Raw genomic sequence first — 14,797 nt, 5'->3', positions numbered from 1 at the left:
TCTGCCTACCTACAAAGACTAACAAATCAAAGTATAAAAAGTTGAGGAAGCACTTGCCTAGTCCTCTATCGTCTGGAACTTTGACGGCGTAAGGAGAAGAACAATCAAGGTGATGATCGCCGCCGTCAGCAAGCCCACATACACATAAAGAATCGCCGAGTGAAAGGATTCTTGCAGAACCAAACGTGTAGCCGATGGCGTCTGTGTAGATTGCAATGCTTCAATAACCCGATTCGTTTCCGGAAGTGTCTTTTCGATAGCATCGGGAGTCTGCGCAAAGGAAAAAACCAGTGCCGAGTTAAAGACAGCAGCGAATAAAGCAGCGCCCAATGTCTGTCCGAAGTAGCGCGAAAACATACTCGCCCCCGTCACTACCCCACGTCTGCCCCAGGCTACAACCGACTGCACACCTACCAACAGAGGAGTCGATATCAATCCAAAACCTGCCCCCATGAGCAATTGGCTGCCAACCAACATCCACACCGGTCCCGGGAAAGGCAAGAACAGAAATAGCGATACGCCACTAATCACAAATATCACCCCGGTAAGAGCGGTATTCCGAAATCCAATCGAAAGATAAAGTCTCCCGGAAAATCCAGAAAAAAGCGGCCAAGTCAGACTCATACTCGCCAAGATAAATCCTGCAGCTATCGGGCTCACTCCCGTAACCGATTGCGCATAAACCGGCAGGTACATACTCGGCGCCATCATCGTTATCCCCATCCCCACTAATGCAAGGTTCGTCCCCAGCAATATTCTGTTCTTCCAAATCCATTGAGGCATCACCGGTTCGGGATTCAGCCTTTCCAGTCGCACCGTCACATAGATTAACACGGCCGACAGAGAAAATATAGCCAAGCTGTTCCAGGAGAACCAAGGCCACGCCTGCCCGCCCTGCAAAAGTCCGTACATCACCACCGCGCTCGTAATTAACATACATGCCGGACCTATGAATTTAATTTTATGCAGAATTTTCGGTTTCTGCTCGTGTAAAAAGAGATAAATAAGCACAATAGAAAGCGCTCCCAGAGGCAAGTTGATTAAAAAGATCCAATGCCATGACAGGTACTCAGCAAAAGTCCCACCAAGCGCTGGCCCGGCAATAGCAGACACACCCCAAACGCTAGAGAGCCAACCCTGAATCTTCGCCCGTTCCTGTATACTATACAAATCGCCCGCCAGCGTACTTACCGTTGCCATAATAGCACCAGCTCCTAAAGCCTGCACGCCACGAAAGAAAATTAAGGTATACATATTCCACGCTAGCGCACACAAGGCCGAGCCGAGCAAGAAGGTCGATATTCCGAAAATCAAGATTGGCTTCCGACCGTACATATCGGCCAGTTTACCGTATAATGGAATGGTAATAGTCTGCACCAGCAAATAAATAGAGAAAACCCAACTGAACAAAGAAAAACCACCCAAATCGCCCACAATCTGCGGAATAGCGGTAGAAACAATGGTATTATCCATCGCAGCCAACATCATGGTAACCATTAGCGCGGCCAGAATCCAACCGCGCCTCACCGGCTTCTGTTCTTCTTGTGTTTTATCTGCTAATGTCAATGTTTCTTCCATATTCCCGTCACCACAAATGGGTTATAATCCGGGCGATTTAAATAGCTACTACTAGATGGTGCCGCATAAAGTCTTACCCCAACGGCCAACACAAGCAATCCCTTCGAAATTGGAAAACCATCCAAATCGATTAGGTCGCGCTCGATAAGCACCGACTTGCTTTTAGCACCTTTCTTAGTCCGACGCGACGTCCACCGACCTACGACAGACGCACTCGTCGTTTCAAAATCGTAATACAATAGAACGAAAGTCCGCTCATATTCCTGTACATTCTTCCAAACATGGTGGATGGAGTCCGCTATTTGCGACGTCTTCAAGGGCGGAATCTGAACGCGGTACGTGCCCTCAGCAAAGTCAAGCCCCACTGCACCATTCTGAAGACCCGGCAAACTGCGTCTCTTTTCAACCGGAAGCAAGTGACTATCCGGCACCAAAGACCAATCATTGTCAAGCCCTTCGGGCTGCAAAACCTCGGGGTTTCCCATCAACAGACTGACGATCGAATTATATAATTCCCGAGTCGACAGGTTCAGTGCAAAATCCTTTAGTTCTCGGTACAATGCGCTTGCCGCCATCGAAGCAACCGAAAAATTCGAATTTCTAGAAGTCAACTGAAAGCCGCGTTTCGATCGACGAGGGCGCGATTGGACAATCGTTCTACCTTTCACGTCGCGATAAACCAAGTTGCCAACCCTTCCCACAAGCCTACCATTTTTTAAAACTGCCATACTTATAAGATAAATTAATCAACAACAGCCTAATATCGCGCTAAACAACCACCTTTCCAACCGACTGGAGTGATTTGGGGGGACTTTGTTATACTTTTTACCGAATTTTGACCAATATACATGCGTAGTGATCCCGTTCAAATGATCGTTTTAACGGGAGGGCAACGGGAGCACTACGGGAGGAGTACGGGAGAGCTTGGGAGAAATATAGACCAAAATCTTCGGCGATATTTACCAAAACTCAGTGGTTTGCCTTAAGTTAGGCAATTAAGCCTCATCATCTAAAAATATTGCCGATCTTTGCAGCATGGCAAAATCTAACGTTAAAACTGTTTTCTTTGATATTGACGGAACACTTTTAGGATTGAAGAGCAAGTCAGTACCTGACTCTACCATTGAAGCCTTATCCATATTAAAATCAAAAGGGATACGAATCATTGTTTCTACGGGTAGATCATACGAACATGCGAAGTTCTTAGCAGAACATGGCTTTGATGGTTTTATCACTTTTAATGGCAGTTATTGTGTTGACTCAAATGGCGAGTCTTTTTTCAGACATACGATTGATATTAGCGAGATTCAGCTGCTACATGATCACCTGAATACGCTTGATAACTTTCCGGTGGGCGTTATGACGACCGAGGGCTCCTTTATTAGCGATATCACAGATGATGTGACGGCGATATTCAAGCTATTGAAATTGGACACACCTCCCCCTCAGGATTTCTCTCATGCATTGAAAAGCGAGGTACTACAATTGAATCTCTTTGTTGATGAGCATAAAGAGGCACATCTTTTCTCTGAGGTACTTAAAAACTGCGTACCGAGCCGCTGGTGTCCGGAATTCATTGACGTGAACGCCAAAGGAATCAGTAAGCAGATTGGGATGGAGCAGTTCTTCAACCGTTATGGCTTATCCGCAGAAAGCTCTATGGCTTTTGGTGATGGTGGAAACGATATACAGATGTTGGAAACGGCGGGCATTGGTGTGGCAATGGGCAACGCAGGAGACAATGTCAAGGCGGTAGCGGATTTTGTAACCGGTACGACTGAAGAGGACGGCATCTGGAATGCATTGAAACATTATGAGGTGATTTAATTAATCATAACACTAAGATTTTGATAGAAAAATTAAAGCTTAATAAACATCTTCAAGCAGCTATGAATAAGCTGCACTATTATACAGCGAAAGAGATTCAGCTAAAATCTCTCTCTCGAATCATTGGTGGACATAATATCCTTGGTATTGCACCCGAAGGCGCAGGAAAAACCACTACCTATGTTCTTGGTGTGCTAATGCGCTTAAAATATACTAAAGACGAGGCTCCTAAGGTATTGGTCCTAGCCGCTAACGACGATAAAGTTGATGAAATAGTCGATCGTTTCTTCACCATCAGCCAGAATAAAGAGCTTTATATCATGGGGCTTAAAACGGACGGCGACATGGAGGAGGAAATCGACGGTTTGGTTCGTGGAGTGGATATCGTCGTGTCAACACCAAGTCGCGCCCGTGCTGTATACCTAAAGCTGGGGCTTAACTTAAATCGCATTCAGACATTCGTCATTGATGACGCTGAAGAAATAGCTAAACAAGGGATGCAGACCCTTGTAAGGGAACTTGCGCAGAGCTGCGGAAAGGTTCAATATTTAGCATTCAGTACGGTTGAAAATAAAAAGCTCCACCGAATGATTGATGATTTTATGCCATTTGCTACGGTGATTGAGGTGGAAGAACTTGATGAGAAGACAGAAACATACGAGCTTTTGCTGTATCAAGTTCCTAACTTCCTCACGAAAATCAACTTGCTAAACCTATTGATGCAAGATAAAGATGTATTCGATAAAGTTGTGATATTTGTTAATACACGATCTACGGCACAGCAACTCATTCAACATATAGATGCAGAAAAAGGGGAAGTCGCCCTACTACATCCAAGCTCTGACGATGATGCTGGCTTTGATGATATCAATATTTTTAAACAAGCCTCTGGATGCCGAATGCTGATAATCGCAAATGAAAGCACGACAGATATTGATCTGACCGGCATTCCTTTTATATTCCATTTTGAGTTACCAGAAGATGATGAAGTTTTTGTCCACCACATTGCAAAGCGTTCAGACGATGAGGTGATTGCAATCACCTTTGCAAGCGACGATGAGCTTTTGGAAATCAAAACAATAGAAGAGTCCATCGGAAAAGAAATTCCAGTTATGCCCCTACCTGATGATTTAATCATCGATCAAAGGAGAGATAGCCTGTAGAGAATTACATTTGACTAATGAATATAATAAATAGTACCAAACAAGACATACCTGAAATATTTAGGCTTTATAAGTCGGCGACGGACCTTCAAAAGGAAAAGTTCCCTGAGAACCAATGGCCGGAATTTGATAAAGCGTTGATAGAAAACGAGGTCGCGGAAAATCGCCAATTCAAATTAATGATAGATGATGAAGTAGCGTGTGTTTGGGCTATTACATACAACGATCCAGAAATTTGGTCGAATGACGATGGCATCTCTTCTATCTACATCCATCGAATAGCAACGAATCCGGACTTCAGAGGAAATAATTTTGTGAAGATCATTGTTGACTGGGCGAAGGAATTCGCGAAGGATAAAAAGTATATTCGTATGGACACCTGCGGCGAGAACACCAAACTGATCCAGCATTATCAAAACTGTGGATTTGCGTTCTTAGGTATCAAAAGATTGGAGGGCGCTTCAAGTTTACCATCGCATTATCACAACGCAGATGTTTGCTATTTTGAGATAAAGCAATGATAGATGAGATTTGCAAACTGATTATCTAAATTTAGTTCCAGACTTCTACATCTAATTGCCGTCCCTCCTTTAATGCTTTTTTATCCATACCTGCTCCCATAGCGAGACCGATTACCATTCCTATAGGTAAACCTATGCTTAAAAATGCCATATTACCGATGCTTGCACAAAAAGCTGCTCTAATAGGAAGCCCGAAGGCCGCCATACCTAAAAGCATCCATAGGCTTTGATAGTAATTTTTGGGAACGATTTTGTGTTCCTTTTCAAGCAATTTGATTATTTGAGTTTGTTTCTTGACTTAGTGCAAGATACTAAATTACAACTGCTTACTAATTTATTAATTTTGTCGATTTATTTCTGGCAAAAAAAAGCATATTTTGCTCAAAATTTACATATAGTTGAAGAAAAGACTTGAAAGACCAAAAACCACGATATATAATTTAAAGCTATTTTAAAAAAACAGTAAACTTAAATTCAAATGCGGAAATTATCACTTTTCATTGCCATGTCTCTGGACGGTTACATTGCGAAACCGAATGACGATCTCAGCTTTTTAAAACTTGTAGAGAAAGAGGGAGAAGATTACGGCTATGCTGAGTTCATAGATACAATCGACACCTTAATTATTGGTAGAAAAACCTACGATTATGTGCTTAAAGAAATTGGTGCTTCTCATTATGATAATGGACAAAGAGATGTTTATGTCATAACAAGAAATCAAAGACCGAGCGCTGGTAGAACGACTTTTCACACAGGGGACTTGATCGAATTGATTAATAAGCTAAAATCTGAAAACGGCAAGAACATTTATTGCGATGGTGGCGCAGAAGTAATAAATGAACTGGTAAAGTATGATTTAATAGATGAATATATAATTTCCGTTATACCAGTTTTGCTAGGTGATGGAATAAAGCTTTTTAAAGACGGAAGACCAGAACAAATGCTTGAGCTCGTAAACACCAAACAGTTTGATACCGGATTGACACAGCTACATTATAGAAGAAAGTAAACTAAAATATTTTTTCCTTTAAATCCCCTTGTTTTATATTATTAGGTCCTGAAACAATTTCAAAATCGACTATACCTAAAACTAGTTCCTCCTCAACAGTGATGACTTCTACTTTCCAGATTCCGTTCTTCACATTGTTTTTGTAAGTATAGCCTCGATAGCCGCCTGTTCTGCCGCCTTTAATTTCATAAGCAATATCTTCTACAATTTCCCACTTATCAGTCTCAGGATTTAACCATTTCCAACGATGTGCAATAGCTTTTTCCAGATTTGTGGGAGCAAATATGGAGGTGAAAACATAAACATTTTCATTCGGACGATGAGTGAATTTCAATCGATGATCTCTCCAGAAGATATACCATTCATCCGCTTCATATATAACTTTATACTTATTGTTGTTTACCTCAACCTTGTGAGCAACAATACCCTCTTCTAATGCTAAGGGTACAGGAGGGATTAGTTTAAAAAAATAAAAGAAATTCAATGTTGTATAAAGTATCAAGATCATACTGATCATTTTTCCCAAATGAACCTCTTTGCGAGTGCTTGGACTCGTCAGATAGATAAAAATCAATAAGCAGAAGATATAAGCTAAACTCGTAAATCCAGAGATCAGAAAGATGTCTTGATTCATCTCTCTTATAAAAACAGGGATTATAAAACTAAAGAATGTAAAGCTTAAAAAATAGAGTACACTAAATTGCAAATATTTATTTGAAATTCGTTTTTTTAGTAACTCGTTCGCGAATAGTATAAAGACTAAAATTATAAAAAATGAAGCGGTTTTAGATAGAGAAACACTCCGCGAAAAATAAATGACATAAGCGCTTGAAAGTGCTCCAAACGAAAACTGTATGGCTAAAGGAAGATAAATTTCAAATCTTTCGATAAAAGTATTTTTCCACTTTCCATCATCCGCTAAATTAAAGATATAGATACTTATCGTTAGAAAGATTACGTGTAAGCAAAGAATAGAAAGATCATATACTCGATCTATTCTGCCTAAGGTCATGGTGTCAAATATAAATCCCCCCATGAAAAACAGTACAGGCAAATGCTTTTCATGTTTTTTAACATATTTTCGAAATGCACTATTTCTAAATCGTACTAATGTTCTTTTCATAGCTCTTAGGTGTTCTCTAAGATAAATAAAAAAGGGTTTTACTTTTATGTAAAACCCTTTTTCATAAATGTGACCCCGGAGAGGCTCGAACTCTCGACCCACTGATTAAGAGTCAGTTGCTCTACCAACTGAGCTACGGAGTCATGCTTAGCGCAGACAAAAGTAAAAATTATCTGCGTAAAATGCCGGAGAAAATTATCATTCTCCTATTTTTTCTGAATGGCTTTAATAAGTTTCAGTACCTTTTCTGTGCGTTCTTTTAATAGATCGTATTTTTTTTCTTTGATGACGTCACTACTGATCAGCTGACTGCCCATACCAACGGCGCAGATACCGGCATCAAACCAACCACGAATATTTTCCTCACTAAGGTTTACCCCTCCGGTAGGCATAAATTTCTGTCCGGCAAACAGGCTTTTGATCGATTTTAAAAACTCTACACCCAGAATATTGGCAGGGAATATCTTAATGATGTCGGCATCATGCCCCTGCGCAATGCTGATTTCGGTAGGTGTCATACATCCAGGTATCCAAAGCAGGTCTGCGTTATGGGCTGCTCTGCCTACTTCGGGGTTGATGGTCGGGGCAACAATAAAGTCAGCACCGGCGTCGATAAAGTTATCGGCTTCCCTCGCCGTTTTGATGGTACCAATTCCGAGTTGCAGATCAGGCATAGTTTTTAGTGCCTCTTTCTTTAGGCTTTTGAAATTCCTAAGGGCTTCTTCTCCCCGGTTGGTATATTCGATGACCTTCACGCCTGCTGAATAAACTGTCTGTGCGATCTCTATGGTATCTTTCTCACTTGGAGTAAAAAATAAAGGTAAAGTCCCTTGCTCTAAAATTTGATTAATAACTGTTGTTCTTTTGCTCATTGTTTATAAAATAAGTTTTATTTGTCTAAATCTACTACTTTCATTTTGGGCACTAAGGCTTTCATCAGAATCCATGCAAAAAGATAAGCAAATGCACACACGGCAAACATAATAGTATAGCCTGTGTGGATATCATTTAAGCTTTCGTAATGATCAAATAAGGCTCCGGCCGACTTGCTGAATAAGGCACTGCCGATACCGCCTAGCATGCCACCAATTCCTGTTACGGAACCTACGCTTTTGGTTGGAAACAGATCAGAAGCGATGGTGAATAAATTTGCAGACCAAGCTTGGTGTGCGGAAGCACCGATACCGATCAGTACAATGGCCCACCAATAGCTAAACTCTCCTAAGGGTTGGGCGCCTAATACGACCAAAGGGATAAAGGCTATGATTAGCATTGCTTTCATACGTCCTTCGTATGCATTATATCCTTTATTGATAAAATGAGTCGGAAACCAACCCCCACCGATACTTCCTATCATGGTTAATGCGTATAAAACAGCTAGCGGTACCATCATGTCGGTAGTCGACATCCCATACTCGGAATGAAGTATAGAAGGCAGCCAGAAGAGGAAGAACCACCACACGCCATCAGTAATGAGTTTACCTACTGCGAAAACCCAAGTTTGTCTGTAGGTTAATAATTTGGCCCACATTCTACGCTTAACTACTACGTTTTCTGCTGTTTTAGCTTCGCCCTCCGCTGGAACAACCGGATCATCGCTATGGATGTAATCATATTCCTCTTTGGAAAGTCGCTTTTGTTTTTCCGGTGCTTGATAAAATATGAACCAGAGAATCAACCAAAGGAGACCAGCTAAACCAACGGCGATAAAGGTGCTCTGCCAACCCCATGTCTGTGCCATGATAGGCACTGTTAACGGCGCTAAAACAGCTCCGATGGTGGTTCCGGAATTGAATATACCGGTTGCGAAAGATCGCTCTTTCTTCGGAAAATATTCAGCTGTAGCTTTTACAGCCGCAGGAAAGTTGCCTGCTTCACCAACTCCCAGTAAACCACGGACTACAATAAAACCCATTACGGAAACGGATACGCCACTGATTCCAAATGCTGTTAAGATGGATGCGACGCCGTCACCAATAGGCAGGGCATAAGCATGAAGTGCAGCAGCAACAGACCATAAAATCAAGGCTAGCGCATAACCCCATTTAGTTCCCAATTTGTCAATGATTCGACCGGCGAAAACCATCGAGATAGCATAGGCGAATTGGAATACAGCAGTGATGTTGGCGTAGTCAGTATTCGACCATCCAAACTCTTCCTCCAGTATCGGGTGCAGGAGACTGAGTACTTGGCGATCTAAATAGTTGATGGTTGTAGCGAGAAATAATAAGGTACAGATTGTCCACCTGTACTTGCCTATTGTTTTGGAGGGAGTCATAATATCAGTTTACTTTGTGGTCGTTGGTTTTAAAAATTTGGTACTTGTCATAGATTGTCCCATCCAAAATATGTTTTTGCATTATTGAAGCATATATCTTGAATAGTGGATCCGATCATTTCTATATCATCCGGTAATTCCCCATTTTCGATCTCTGTGCCAAACAGGTCGCATAAAATGCGTCGGAAATATTCGTGTCTTGGAAAGGAAAGAAAGCTTCTGGAATCAGTAAGCATACCAATAAAACGGCTGATCAGTCCCATATTGGAGAGGGTATTTATTTGTCGAATCATTCCGTCTTTCTGATCCATAAACCACCAAGCGGAGCCATATTGCATTTTACCAACGACCGAGCCATCGTTAAAATTGCCCGTCATGGTGGCGAATAGTTCATTGTCTCTAGGATTGAGATTATATAAGATGGTTTTAGCCAACTTATTATTGGCTTCTAGCTTGTTGAGAAATCTGGCAAGACTTCGCCCCTGTTCAAAGTCGCCCATCGAATCCCAGCCGGTATCTGGTCCCAGCTCGGCTAGTTTTCTTGTGTTATTATTTCGTAACGCTCCTAAGTGATATTGCTGCACCCAGTTCTTTTCTGCATCCCATTCAGCAAATTGAAGCAGCATGGCTGATCTGAATTTACTGCTTTCTTCTCTGGTAGTCTGACTGCCGATAAGTGCACGATCGAATATTTGACTTATTTCACTTTCTGTATAATCGTCGGCGCAAATATATTCTAACCCATGATCGGAAACCGAACATCCCATTTCTGCGAAATAATCATGGCGACTCTTTAATACGTCTAGGTAGTCTGCATAGCTCGTAATAGACCGATCAGTAACGGCTTCTAGCTTTTGTAGATACACAATGAATTTCGCATTGTCATCTAGGTTCATAGCTGCGTCTGGCCGAAATGCAGGCAATACGGGTATATCAAACCCGTCATCCTTAATTTTTTGGTGATGGGCCAATGTGTCGGCAGGATCGTCCGTTGTACAAACCATGCGAACATTCATCTTTTTCAATAAAGACCGAACGCTGTATTCGGGAGACCGAAGTTTTTCCGAGCATTCATCATAAATACGATCAGCGCCTTCAGCATTTAGAAGTTCTGTGATGCCAAAATAACGCTGCAATTCAAGATGGGTCCAGTGGTAAAGTGGATTTCTTAATGTATAAGGCACGGTAGCTGCCCACTTTCTAAATTTCTCACGATCGGACTGTGAACCGGTTATATAACTCTCATCAACTCCATTGGCTCTTGAGGCACGCCATTTATAATGATCCCCGTAGAGCCAAGCCTGAGTGAGGTTTTCAAATTGTGTGTTTTCGGCTATTTGTTCAGGCGGCAGATGGCAATGGTAGTCGATAATGGGCATCTTCGCAGCATAATCATGATACAGTGTTTCTGAAGTTTTGGTTGTTAGCAAAAAGTTTTCGTTGAGGAATTTTTTCATGAACTGCTAGCTATGTGACTGATTCAATTGTTTAATAACGACTTTTGGATCTTCGTTTTCTAAATCGTTGATATATTGTTTAACGGCATCAACAAAACCGTTATTGGATTTAAGCTTAGTTAGCCCAAATTCTTCGACGCCCAAGACATTGTCCACGAGCTGCTCTGTTGAGTTCTCCTTCCATAATTGATGTATGCGCGGTGCATGTGCATCTTGAACATTGCTCTGTTGCTTTAATAAAAGCAAATAGGCAGCAAAGCCCAAAGCCATACACTGAGGAACAGCTTGTTTACGCTGGGTAAAAGACTCTATCAGAGGCAGATTTCGCAGCTCCATTTTCGATGTGTAATTAAGGCTAATACTTTGCCATTGATGATTTAGAAAAGGATTGCTAAACCGGTCGATTACACTTTTTGCGAACTCACTAGCATCCGCTTCACTGATGGCGGGACCGACGATGGACGGGACAATCTCTTTATTCAGAAGCTTATCCATGTAGTTCAGGAAGTCAGTATCCTGCATGGCTTCGTTCACAGTGATAAATCCACTCAGAATGGCTAAAGCACAAGAGAACGTATGGCTTCCGTTTAGTAAACGTAGTTTTAATTCTTTGAACTTGGTGATATCAGGGCTTATAATTATGCCATCATCTGCTTGAGAGAACGATAGTATATCTTTTACTTTTTCACTACTTGTTTCAATAGCCCACAACCTAAAAGGCTCGGCCATGATAGCTAAGTCGTCAACATAGCCTAATTCCTCGATGGCTTGCTGTTGTCCTTCGGCAGACAACTTCCCAGGAACGATGCGATCGACAAGCGTATTACAGAAATGGTTCTCTTTTTGAAGCCAATCGATAAAGCCAGCACCCAACTTGTTGATCTCCGCTAAGCGCAGTACGATATCTTTTAATACCTTCCCGTTTTCGCTGATCAACTCAGTCGGTAAAACAACTAGACCCTTACCCTCAGAATTGTCTTTGAAATACTGATACCGAGCCCATAAAAGTGCAGTTAACTTCATCGGGTACGATAACGGAGGATTAGCCGACAAAAGATCATCTTCTTTTAATTCTATCCCCACCTCTGTGGTGTTCGAGATAATAACCTTTAAATCGTCAGATACCGCAAGCTTTTTTATCTCATCCCAATCTTTGGAGGCAGATAATACCCGGCTAATGGATGTTACAAGTTCTATTTTCTCTATTTCTTCGCCGTCCTCAATTCCTTTAATATGAATGGTATATAAGTTGTCTTGATCGGAGAACTCATCTGTACCGCCTCTATTTGTAGATTTAACAATGACAATATCACCGTTAAAAATATTTTGTCTGTTCGCTTTATTGATGAAATAATCCGGCAAACCGCGCAATAGAACCCCGGTTCCAAACTGTAATACTTTTTCTGGATTAGTTGATTCGGTTCCCTCGATCGAGGAACGACTGAGTTTTGTCATCTTGCTTGTACTTCTTAACTGATTTAGATTTATCTAGTGATTTTTAAATTTATAGTATTTTAAATACATATCAAAAAAATATACATGAAAATACTATCTCAATTTTCAGAAGTAAAGGACGACTAGAAAGAAGAAACGGAGCTAACGCTCCGCTCGAGTATTAAAAGCGTATTTTAAAATATTTTCGGCTTGGAATAATGCTGTGCATTACGACTTGCAGATCCTTACGGATGTCTTCTGCAGTCGGGATATTACTTTCCGCCTGATTCCTAAATTTATTTACTCGAGCCATAAAACCCTCCTCGCCTAATTGCTTAATTGACACGAGGCCGGACTCTGCCATCTCTTGAATTTTCGCTAGAACTGATGGATCGTGAATTTCTAATTGTAATGTTTTCATTGGTATTAACGTTGATAGTAATGCTTAAATAAAACTGTAGAACAGCTATTTATTGAAAAAGTTTTAAAATTCAGGTTTAAAAACATAACGAGCTTTACGACCGATACGCCACACACCTGCCCAATTTTTAATATATTGATAATAATACAGTCAAATTAATTGCAAAAATTAGCAAATTAACAAAAGCTTGCCTAATTTCGCATCCGATTTGATATATCATTTATTAACACTCTACTAATGCAACACTTATCATGAGAAGAAGTTTTGTTGTTTTGTCTGCGCTATCGATTCTAACCGTATCCATCGCAGCCTATTGGTGGCCGTCAGCTCTCTGGCTCTTCGTAATCATTTTACCACTTGTTGTCATGGGGGTCATTGATATGACTCAATCCAAGAAAGCCATTCGTCGAACCTTTCCGGTGGCTGGTAGACTACGCTATGTGATGGAAGACTTACGTCCTAAAATTTATCAGTATTTTATTGAGAGCGATACCAACGGACGACCGTTTAACCGCTTGGACAGAAGTGTTATTTACCAACGTGCAAAAAAAGAGATTGACACCATTGCATTTGGTACGCAGCTGAATGTTTATGACAATAATTATGAATGGCTTAGTCACAGCCTAAACGCCTTTGACAATTCTAAGATTACCGAGCTACCAAGGGTTTTGATAGGTGGCCCTGAATGCACGCAGCCGTATTCGGCAAGCTTGTTTAACATCTCAGCGATGAGCTATGGTTCACTTAGCAAGAATGCTATTTTGGCACTAAATGAGGGTGCTCGAATTGGTCGCTTTGCTCATAATACTGGGGAAGGAGGATTGAGTGACTATCACTTACAAGGTGGTGGGGATCTAATTTGGCAGATTGGTACAGGTTATTTCGGTTGCCGCTATCCGGATGGCAATTTTAATCCTGAGCTATTTGCCGAAAAGGCAGCCACGCCCAATGTTAAAATGATTGAGGTTAAACTCTCGCAAGGTGCGAAACCCGGACATGGAGGACTATTGCCTGCAGCGAAAGTAAACGAAGAGATCGCCCGCATCCGCTCGGTTGAGGTTGGTAAAGAAGTGGCCTCTCCCCCTAGCCATAAAGCATTTTCGAACCCGATTGAACTGATGAAATTCATCAAACAATTACGTGCTTTATCAAACGGAAAGCCAGTCGGATTCAAAATGTGTATCGGTCAGAAACATGAGTTTATTGCAATCTGTAAAGCGATGATTGAAACGGACACGTATCCGGACTTCATATCAATTGACGGCGGCGAAGGCGGTACAGGTGCAGCGCCTTTGGAGTTCTCCAACTCGGTTGGAATGCCTTTACGGGATGCTCTAGCCTTTGTTTATGATTCATTAACCGGTTTCAACTTGAAGAAACATATTAAAATCATCGCTTCAGGTAAGGTGACAACTGGTTTCGACTTAGTCAAAAACATAGCTCTCGGCGCTGACCTGTGTTACAGCGCAAGAGGAATGATGATGGCTCTGGGCTGCATACAGGCATTAGAGTGCAATAAAAACACATGCCCTGTCGGCATTGCTACTCAAGATCCTAAATTGACCAAAGGTCTAGTGGTTGGGGTGAAGAAAGTTCGCGTTGCTAATTACCATTACGAAACCGTTAAAAGTGCTTGCGACCTTATGGGTGCTGCTGGCATAACAGATCCAGATAAGTTGCACCGCGCGCATATCAATCGCCGAGTTTCACCGAAGGAAGTGCAGACATACTTAGACACTTATCCGTATGTGGCTACAGGCAGCCTACTAAAGATGCCTTATCCTCAGGCTTACAAAACACTGATGGATATTACTTCTTCTCAGAGCTTTGCTCCTAGGTTTGATCAGGTCAATGCTATGGAATTCGACTGGGCTACGAAGCCAACTGGCCGCGACTTGTCACTTCACGATCCATCATTGAATTAGAAGAATATCGTTTTACTGAGTTCATCTAAAGCTCGATACTAATAAAGGCCATCAAATACGA

The 14,797-nt window shown here is 41.6% G+C and carries 14 protein-coding genes and 1 tRNA gene; 5 read left to right on the top strand and 10 right to left on the bottom strand.

The annotated features are described in order from the left end of the window. Positions 1–57 precede the first annotated feature (57 nt). Positions 58–1,578, bottom strand: a complete 1,521-nt coding sequence (locus tag WKR92_RS12755) for an MDR family MFS transporter (RefSeq protein ID WP_375558217.1) — start codon at positions 1,576–1,578, stop codon at positions 58–60. Continuing rightward, entirely contained in the window at positions 1,563–2,306 is a 744-nt protein-coding gene (locus tag WKR92_RS12750; protein ID WP_375558216.1) for a hypothetical protein, read from the bottom strand. The genes WKR92_RS12755 and WKR92_RS12750 overlap by 16 nt, the downstream gene beginning before the upstream one ends. Positions 2,307–2,613: 307 nt before the next feature. Between WKR92_RS12750 and WKR92_RS12745 the strand changes: the two genes are divergently transcribed. The 3 genes from WKR92_RS12745 to WKR92_RS12735 all read left to right on the top strand — a co-directional run bounded on the left by WKR92_RS12745 (position 2,614) and on the right by WKR92_RS12735 (position 5,089). Further along, complete coding sequence (locus WKR92_RS12745; protein ID WP_375558214.1) at positions 2,614–3,405, top strand: Cof-type HAD-IIB family hydrolase; 792 nt, start codon at positions 2,614–2,616, stop codon at positions 3,403–3,405. Between the two features lie 62 nt (positions 3,406–3,467). Then, positions 3,468–4,568, top strand: coding sequence for a DEAD/DEAH box helicase (locus tag WKR92_RS12740; RefSeq protein WP_375558213.1), 1,101 nt, complete (start codon positions 3,468–3,470; stop codon positions 4,566–4,568). A 17-nt stretch (positions 4,569–4,585) separates the two neighbouring features. Continuing rightward, positions 4,586–5,089: a GNAT family N-acetyltransferase gene (locus WKR92_RS12735; protein ID WP_375558212.1), complete on the top strand. Its 504-nt coding sequence runs from the start codon at positions 4,586–4,588 to the stop codon at positions 5,087–5,089. 31 nt (positions 5,090–5,120) lie between these two features. Here WKR92_RS12735 and WKR92_RS12730 read toward each other — a convergent pair whose 3' ends face one another. Beyond that, positions 5,121–5,360: a hypothetical protein gene (locus WKR92_RS12730; protein WP_375558211.1), complete on the bottom strand. Its 240-nt coding sequence runs from the start codon at positions 5,358–5,360 to the stop codon at positions 5,121–5,123. Positions 5,361–5,567: 207 nt separating this feature from the next. Here WKR92_RS12730 and WKR92_RS12725 point away from each other — a divergent pair, with 207 nt between their 5' ends. Next, complete coding sequence (locus tag WKR92_RS12725; RefSeq protein WP_375558210.1) at positions 5,568–6,098, top strand: dihydrofolate reductase family protein; 531 nt, start codon at positions 5,568–5,570, stop codon at positions 6,096–6,098. 1 nt (position 6,099) lies between these two features. Here WKR92_RS12725 and WKR92_RS12720 read toward each other — a convergent pair whose 3' ends face one another. The 7 genes from WKR92_RS12720 to WKR92_RS12690 form a co-directional block, all read right to left on the bottom strand. Next, entirely contained in the window at positions 6,100–7,221 is a 1,122-nt protein-coding gene (locus WKR92_RS12720; protein WP_375558209.1) for a DUF2914 domain-containing protein, read from the bottom strand. A 70-nt stretch (positions 7,222–7,291) separates the two neighbouring features. Further along, positions 7,292–7,364, bottom strand: a tRNA-Lys gene (locus WKR92_RS12715). Between the two features lie 63 nt (positions 7,365–7,427). Continuing rightward, positions 7,428–8,093: a bifunctional 4-hydroxy-2-oxoglutarate aldolase/2-dehydro-3-deoxy-phosphogluconate aldolase gene (locus WKR92_RS12710; protein ID WP_375558208.1), complete on the bottom strand. Its 666-nt coding sequence runs from the start codon at positions 8,091–8,093 to the stop codon at positions 7,428–7,430. Positions 8,094–8,110: 17 nt separating this feature from the next. After that, complete coding sequence (locus WKR92_RS12705) at positions 8,111–9,499, bottom strand: MFS transporter (protein WP_375558207.1); 1,389 nt, start codon at positions 9,497–9,499, stop codon at positions 8,111–8,113. Positions 9,500–9,546: 47 nt separating this feature from the next. Beyond that, complete coding sequence (uxaC, locus tag WKR92_RS12700; protein WP_375558206.1) at positions 9,547–10,956, bottom strand: glucuronate isomerase; 1,410 nt, start codon at positions 10,954–10,956, stop codon at positions 9,547–9,549. A gap of 6 nt (positions 10,957–10,962) precedes the next feature. Next, positions 10,963–12,411, bottom strand: a complete 1,449-nt coding sequence (locus WKR92_RS12695; protein ID WP_375558205.1) for a tagaturonate reductase — start codon at positions 12,409–12,411, stop codon at positions 10,963–10,965. Positions 12,412–12,571: 160 nt separating this feature from the next. Continuing rightward, entirely contained in the window at positions 12,572–12,811 is a 240-nt protein-coding gene (locus WKR92_RS12690) for a hypothetical protein (protein ID WP_375558204.1), read from the bottom strand. A gap of 251 nt (positions 12,812–13,062) precedes the next feature. On the opposite strand from WKR92_RS12690, the gene WKR92_RS12685 reads away from it, so the two are divergent. Further along, on the top strand, positions 13,063–14,736 hold the full coding sequence (locus WKR92_RS12685; protein WP_375558203.1) for an FMN-binding glutamate synthase family protein: 1,674 nt from the start codon (positions 13,063–13,065) through the stop codon (positions 14,734–14,736). The last annotated feature ends 61 nt before the right edge of the window (positions 14,737–14,797 follow it).

Origin of the sequence: Albibacterium profundi (genome assembly GCF_042159835.1) — a bacterium.
Classification (GTDB): domain Bacteria; phylum Bacteroidota; class Bacteroidia; order Sphingobacteriales; family Sphingobacteriaceae; genus Albibacterium; species Albibacterium profundi.
Note: the sequence above shows the minus strand (reverse complement) of the source record. Positions and strands in the feature narration are given on the sequence as shown.

What these genes read in the sequence shown, in the direction of transcription:
- WKR92_RS12740 (WP_375558213.1), top strand. Translation starts at nt 3,468, where the DNA reads ATGAATAAGCTGCACTATTATACAGCGAAAGAGATTCAGCTAAAATCT.
- WKR92_RS12755 (WP_375558217.1), bottom strand. Translation starts at nt 1,578, where the DNA reads ATGGAAGAAACATTGACATTAGCAGATAAAACACAAGAAGAACAGAAG.
- WKR92_RS12685 (WP_375558203.1), top strand. Translation starts at nt 13,063, where the DNA reads ATGAGAAGAAGTTTTGTTGTTTTGTCTGCGCTATCGATTCTAACCGTA.
- WKR92_RS12705 (WP_375558207.1), bottom strand. Translation starts at nt 9,499, where the DNA reads ATGACTCCCTCCAAAACAATAGGCAAGTACAGGTGGACAATCTGTACC.
- WKR92_RS12725 (WP_375558210.1), top strand. Translation starts at nt 5,568, where the DNA reads ATGCGGAAATTATCACTTTTCATTGCCATGTCTCTGGACGGTTACATT.
- WKR92_RS12750 (WP_375558216.1), bottom strand. Translation starts at nt 2,306, where the DNA reads ATGGCAGTTTTAAAAAATGGTAGGCTTGTGGGAAGGGTTGGCAACTTG.
- WKR92_RS12710 (WP_375558208.1), bottom strand. Translation starts at nt 8,093, where the DNA reads ATGAGCAAAAGAACAACAGTTATTAATCAAATTTTAGAGCAAGGGACT.
- WKR92_RS12695 (WP_375558205.1), bottom strand. Translation starts at nt 12,411, where the DNA reads ATGACAAAACTCAGTCGTTCCTCGATCGAGGGAACCGAATCAACTAAT.
- uxaC (WP_375558206.1), bottom strand. Translation starts at nt 10,956, where the DNA reads ATGAAAAAATTCCTCAACGAAAACTTTTTGCTAACAACCAAAACTTCA.
- WKR92_RS12690 (WP_375558204.1), bottom strand. Translation starts at nt 12,811, where the DNA reads ATGAAAACATTACAATTAGAAATTCACGATCCATCAGTTCTAGCGAAA.
- WKR92_RS12720 (WP_375558209.1), bottom strand. Translation starts at nt 7,221, where the DNA reads ATGAAAAGAACATTAGTACGATTTAGAAATAGTGCATTTCGAAAATAT.
- WKR92_RS12745 (WP_375558214.1), top strand. Translation starts at nt 2,614, where the DNA reads ATGGCAAAATCTAACGTTAAAACTGTTTTCTTTGATATTGACGGAACA.
- WKR92_RS12735 (WP_375558212.1), top strand. Translation starts at nt 4,586, where the DNA reads ATGAATATAATAAATAGTACCAAACAAGACATACCTGAAATATTTAGG.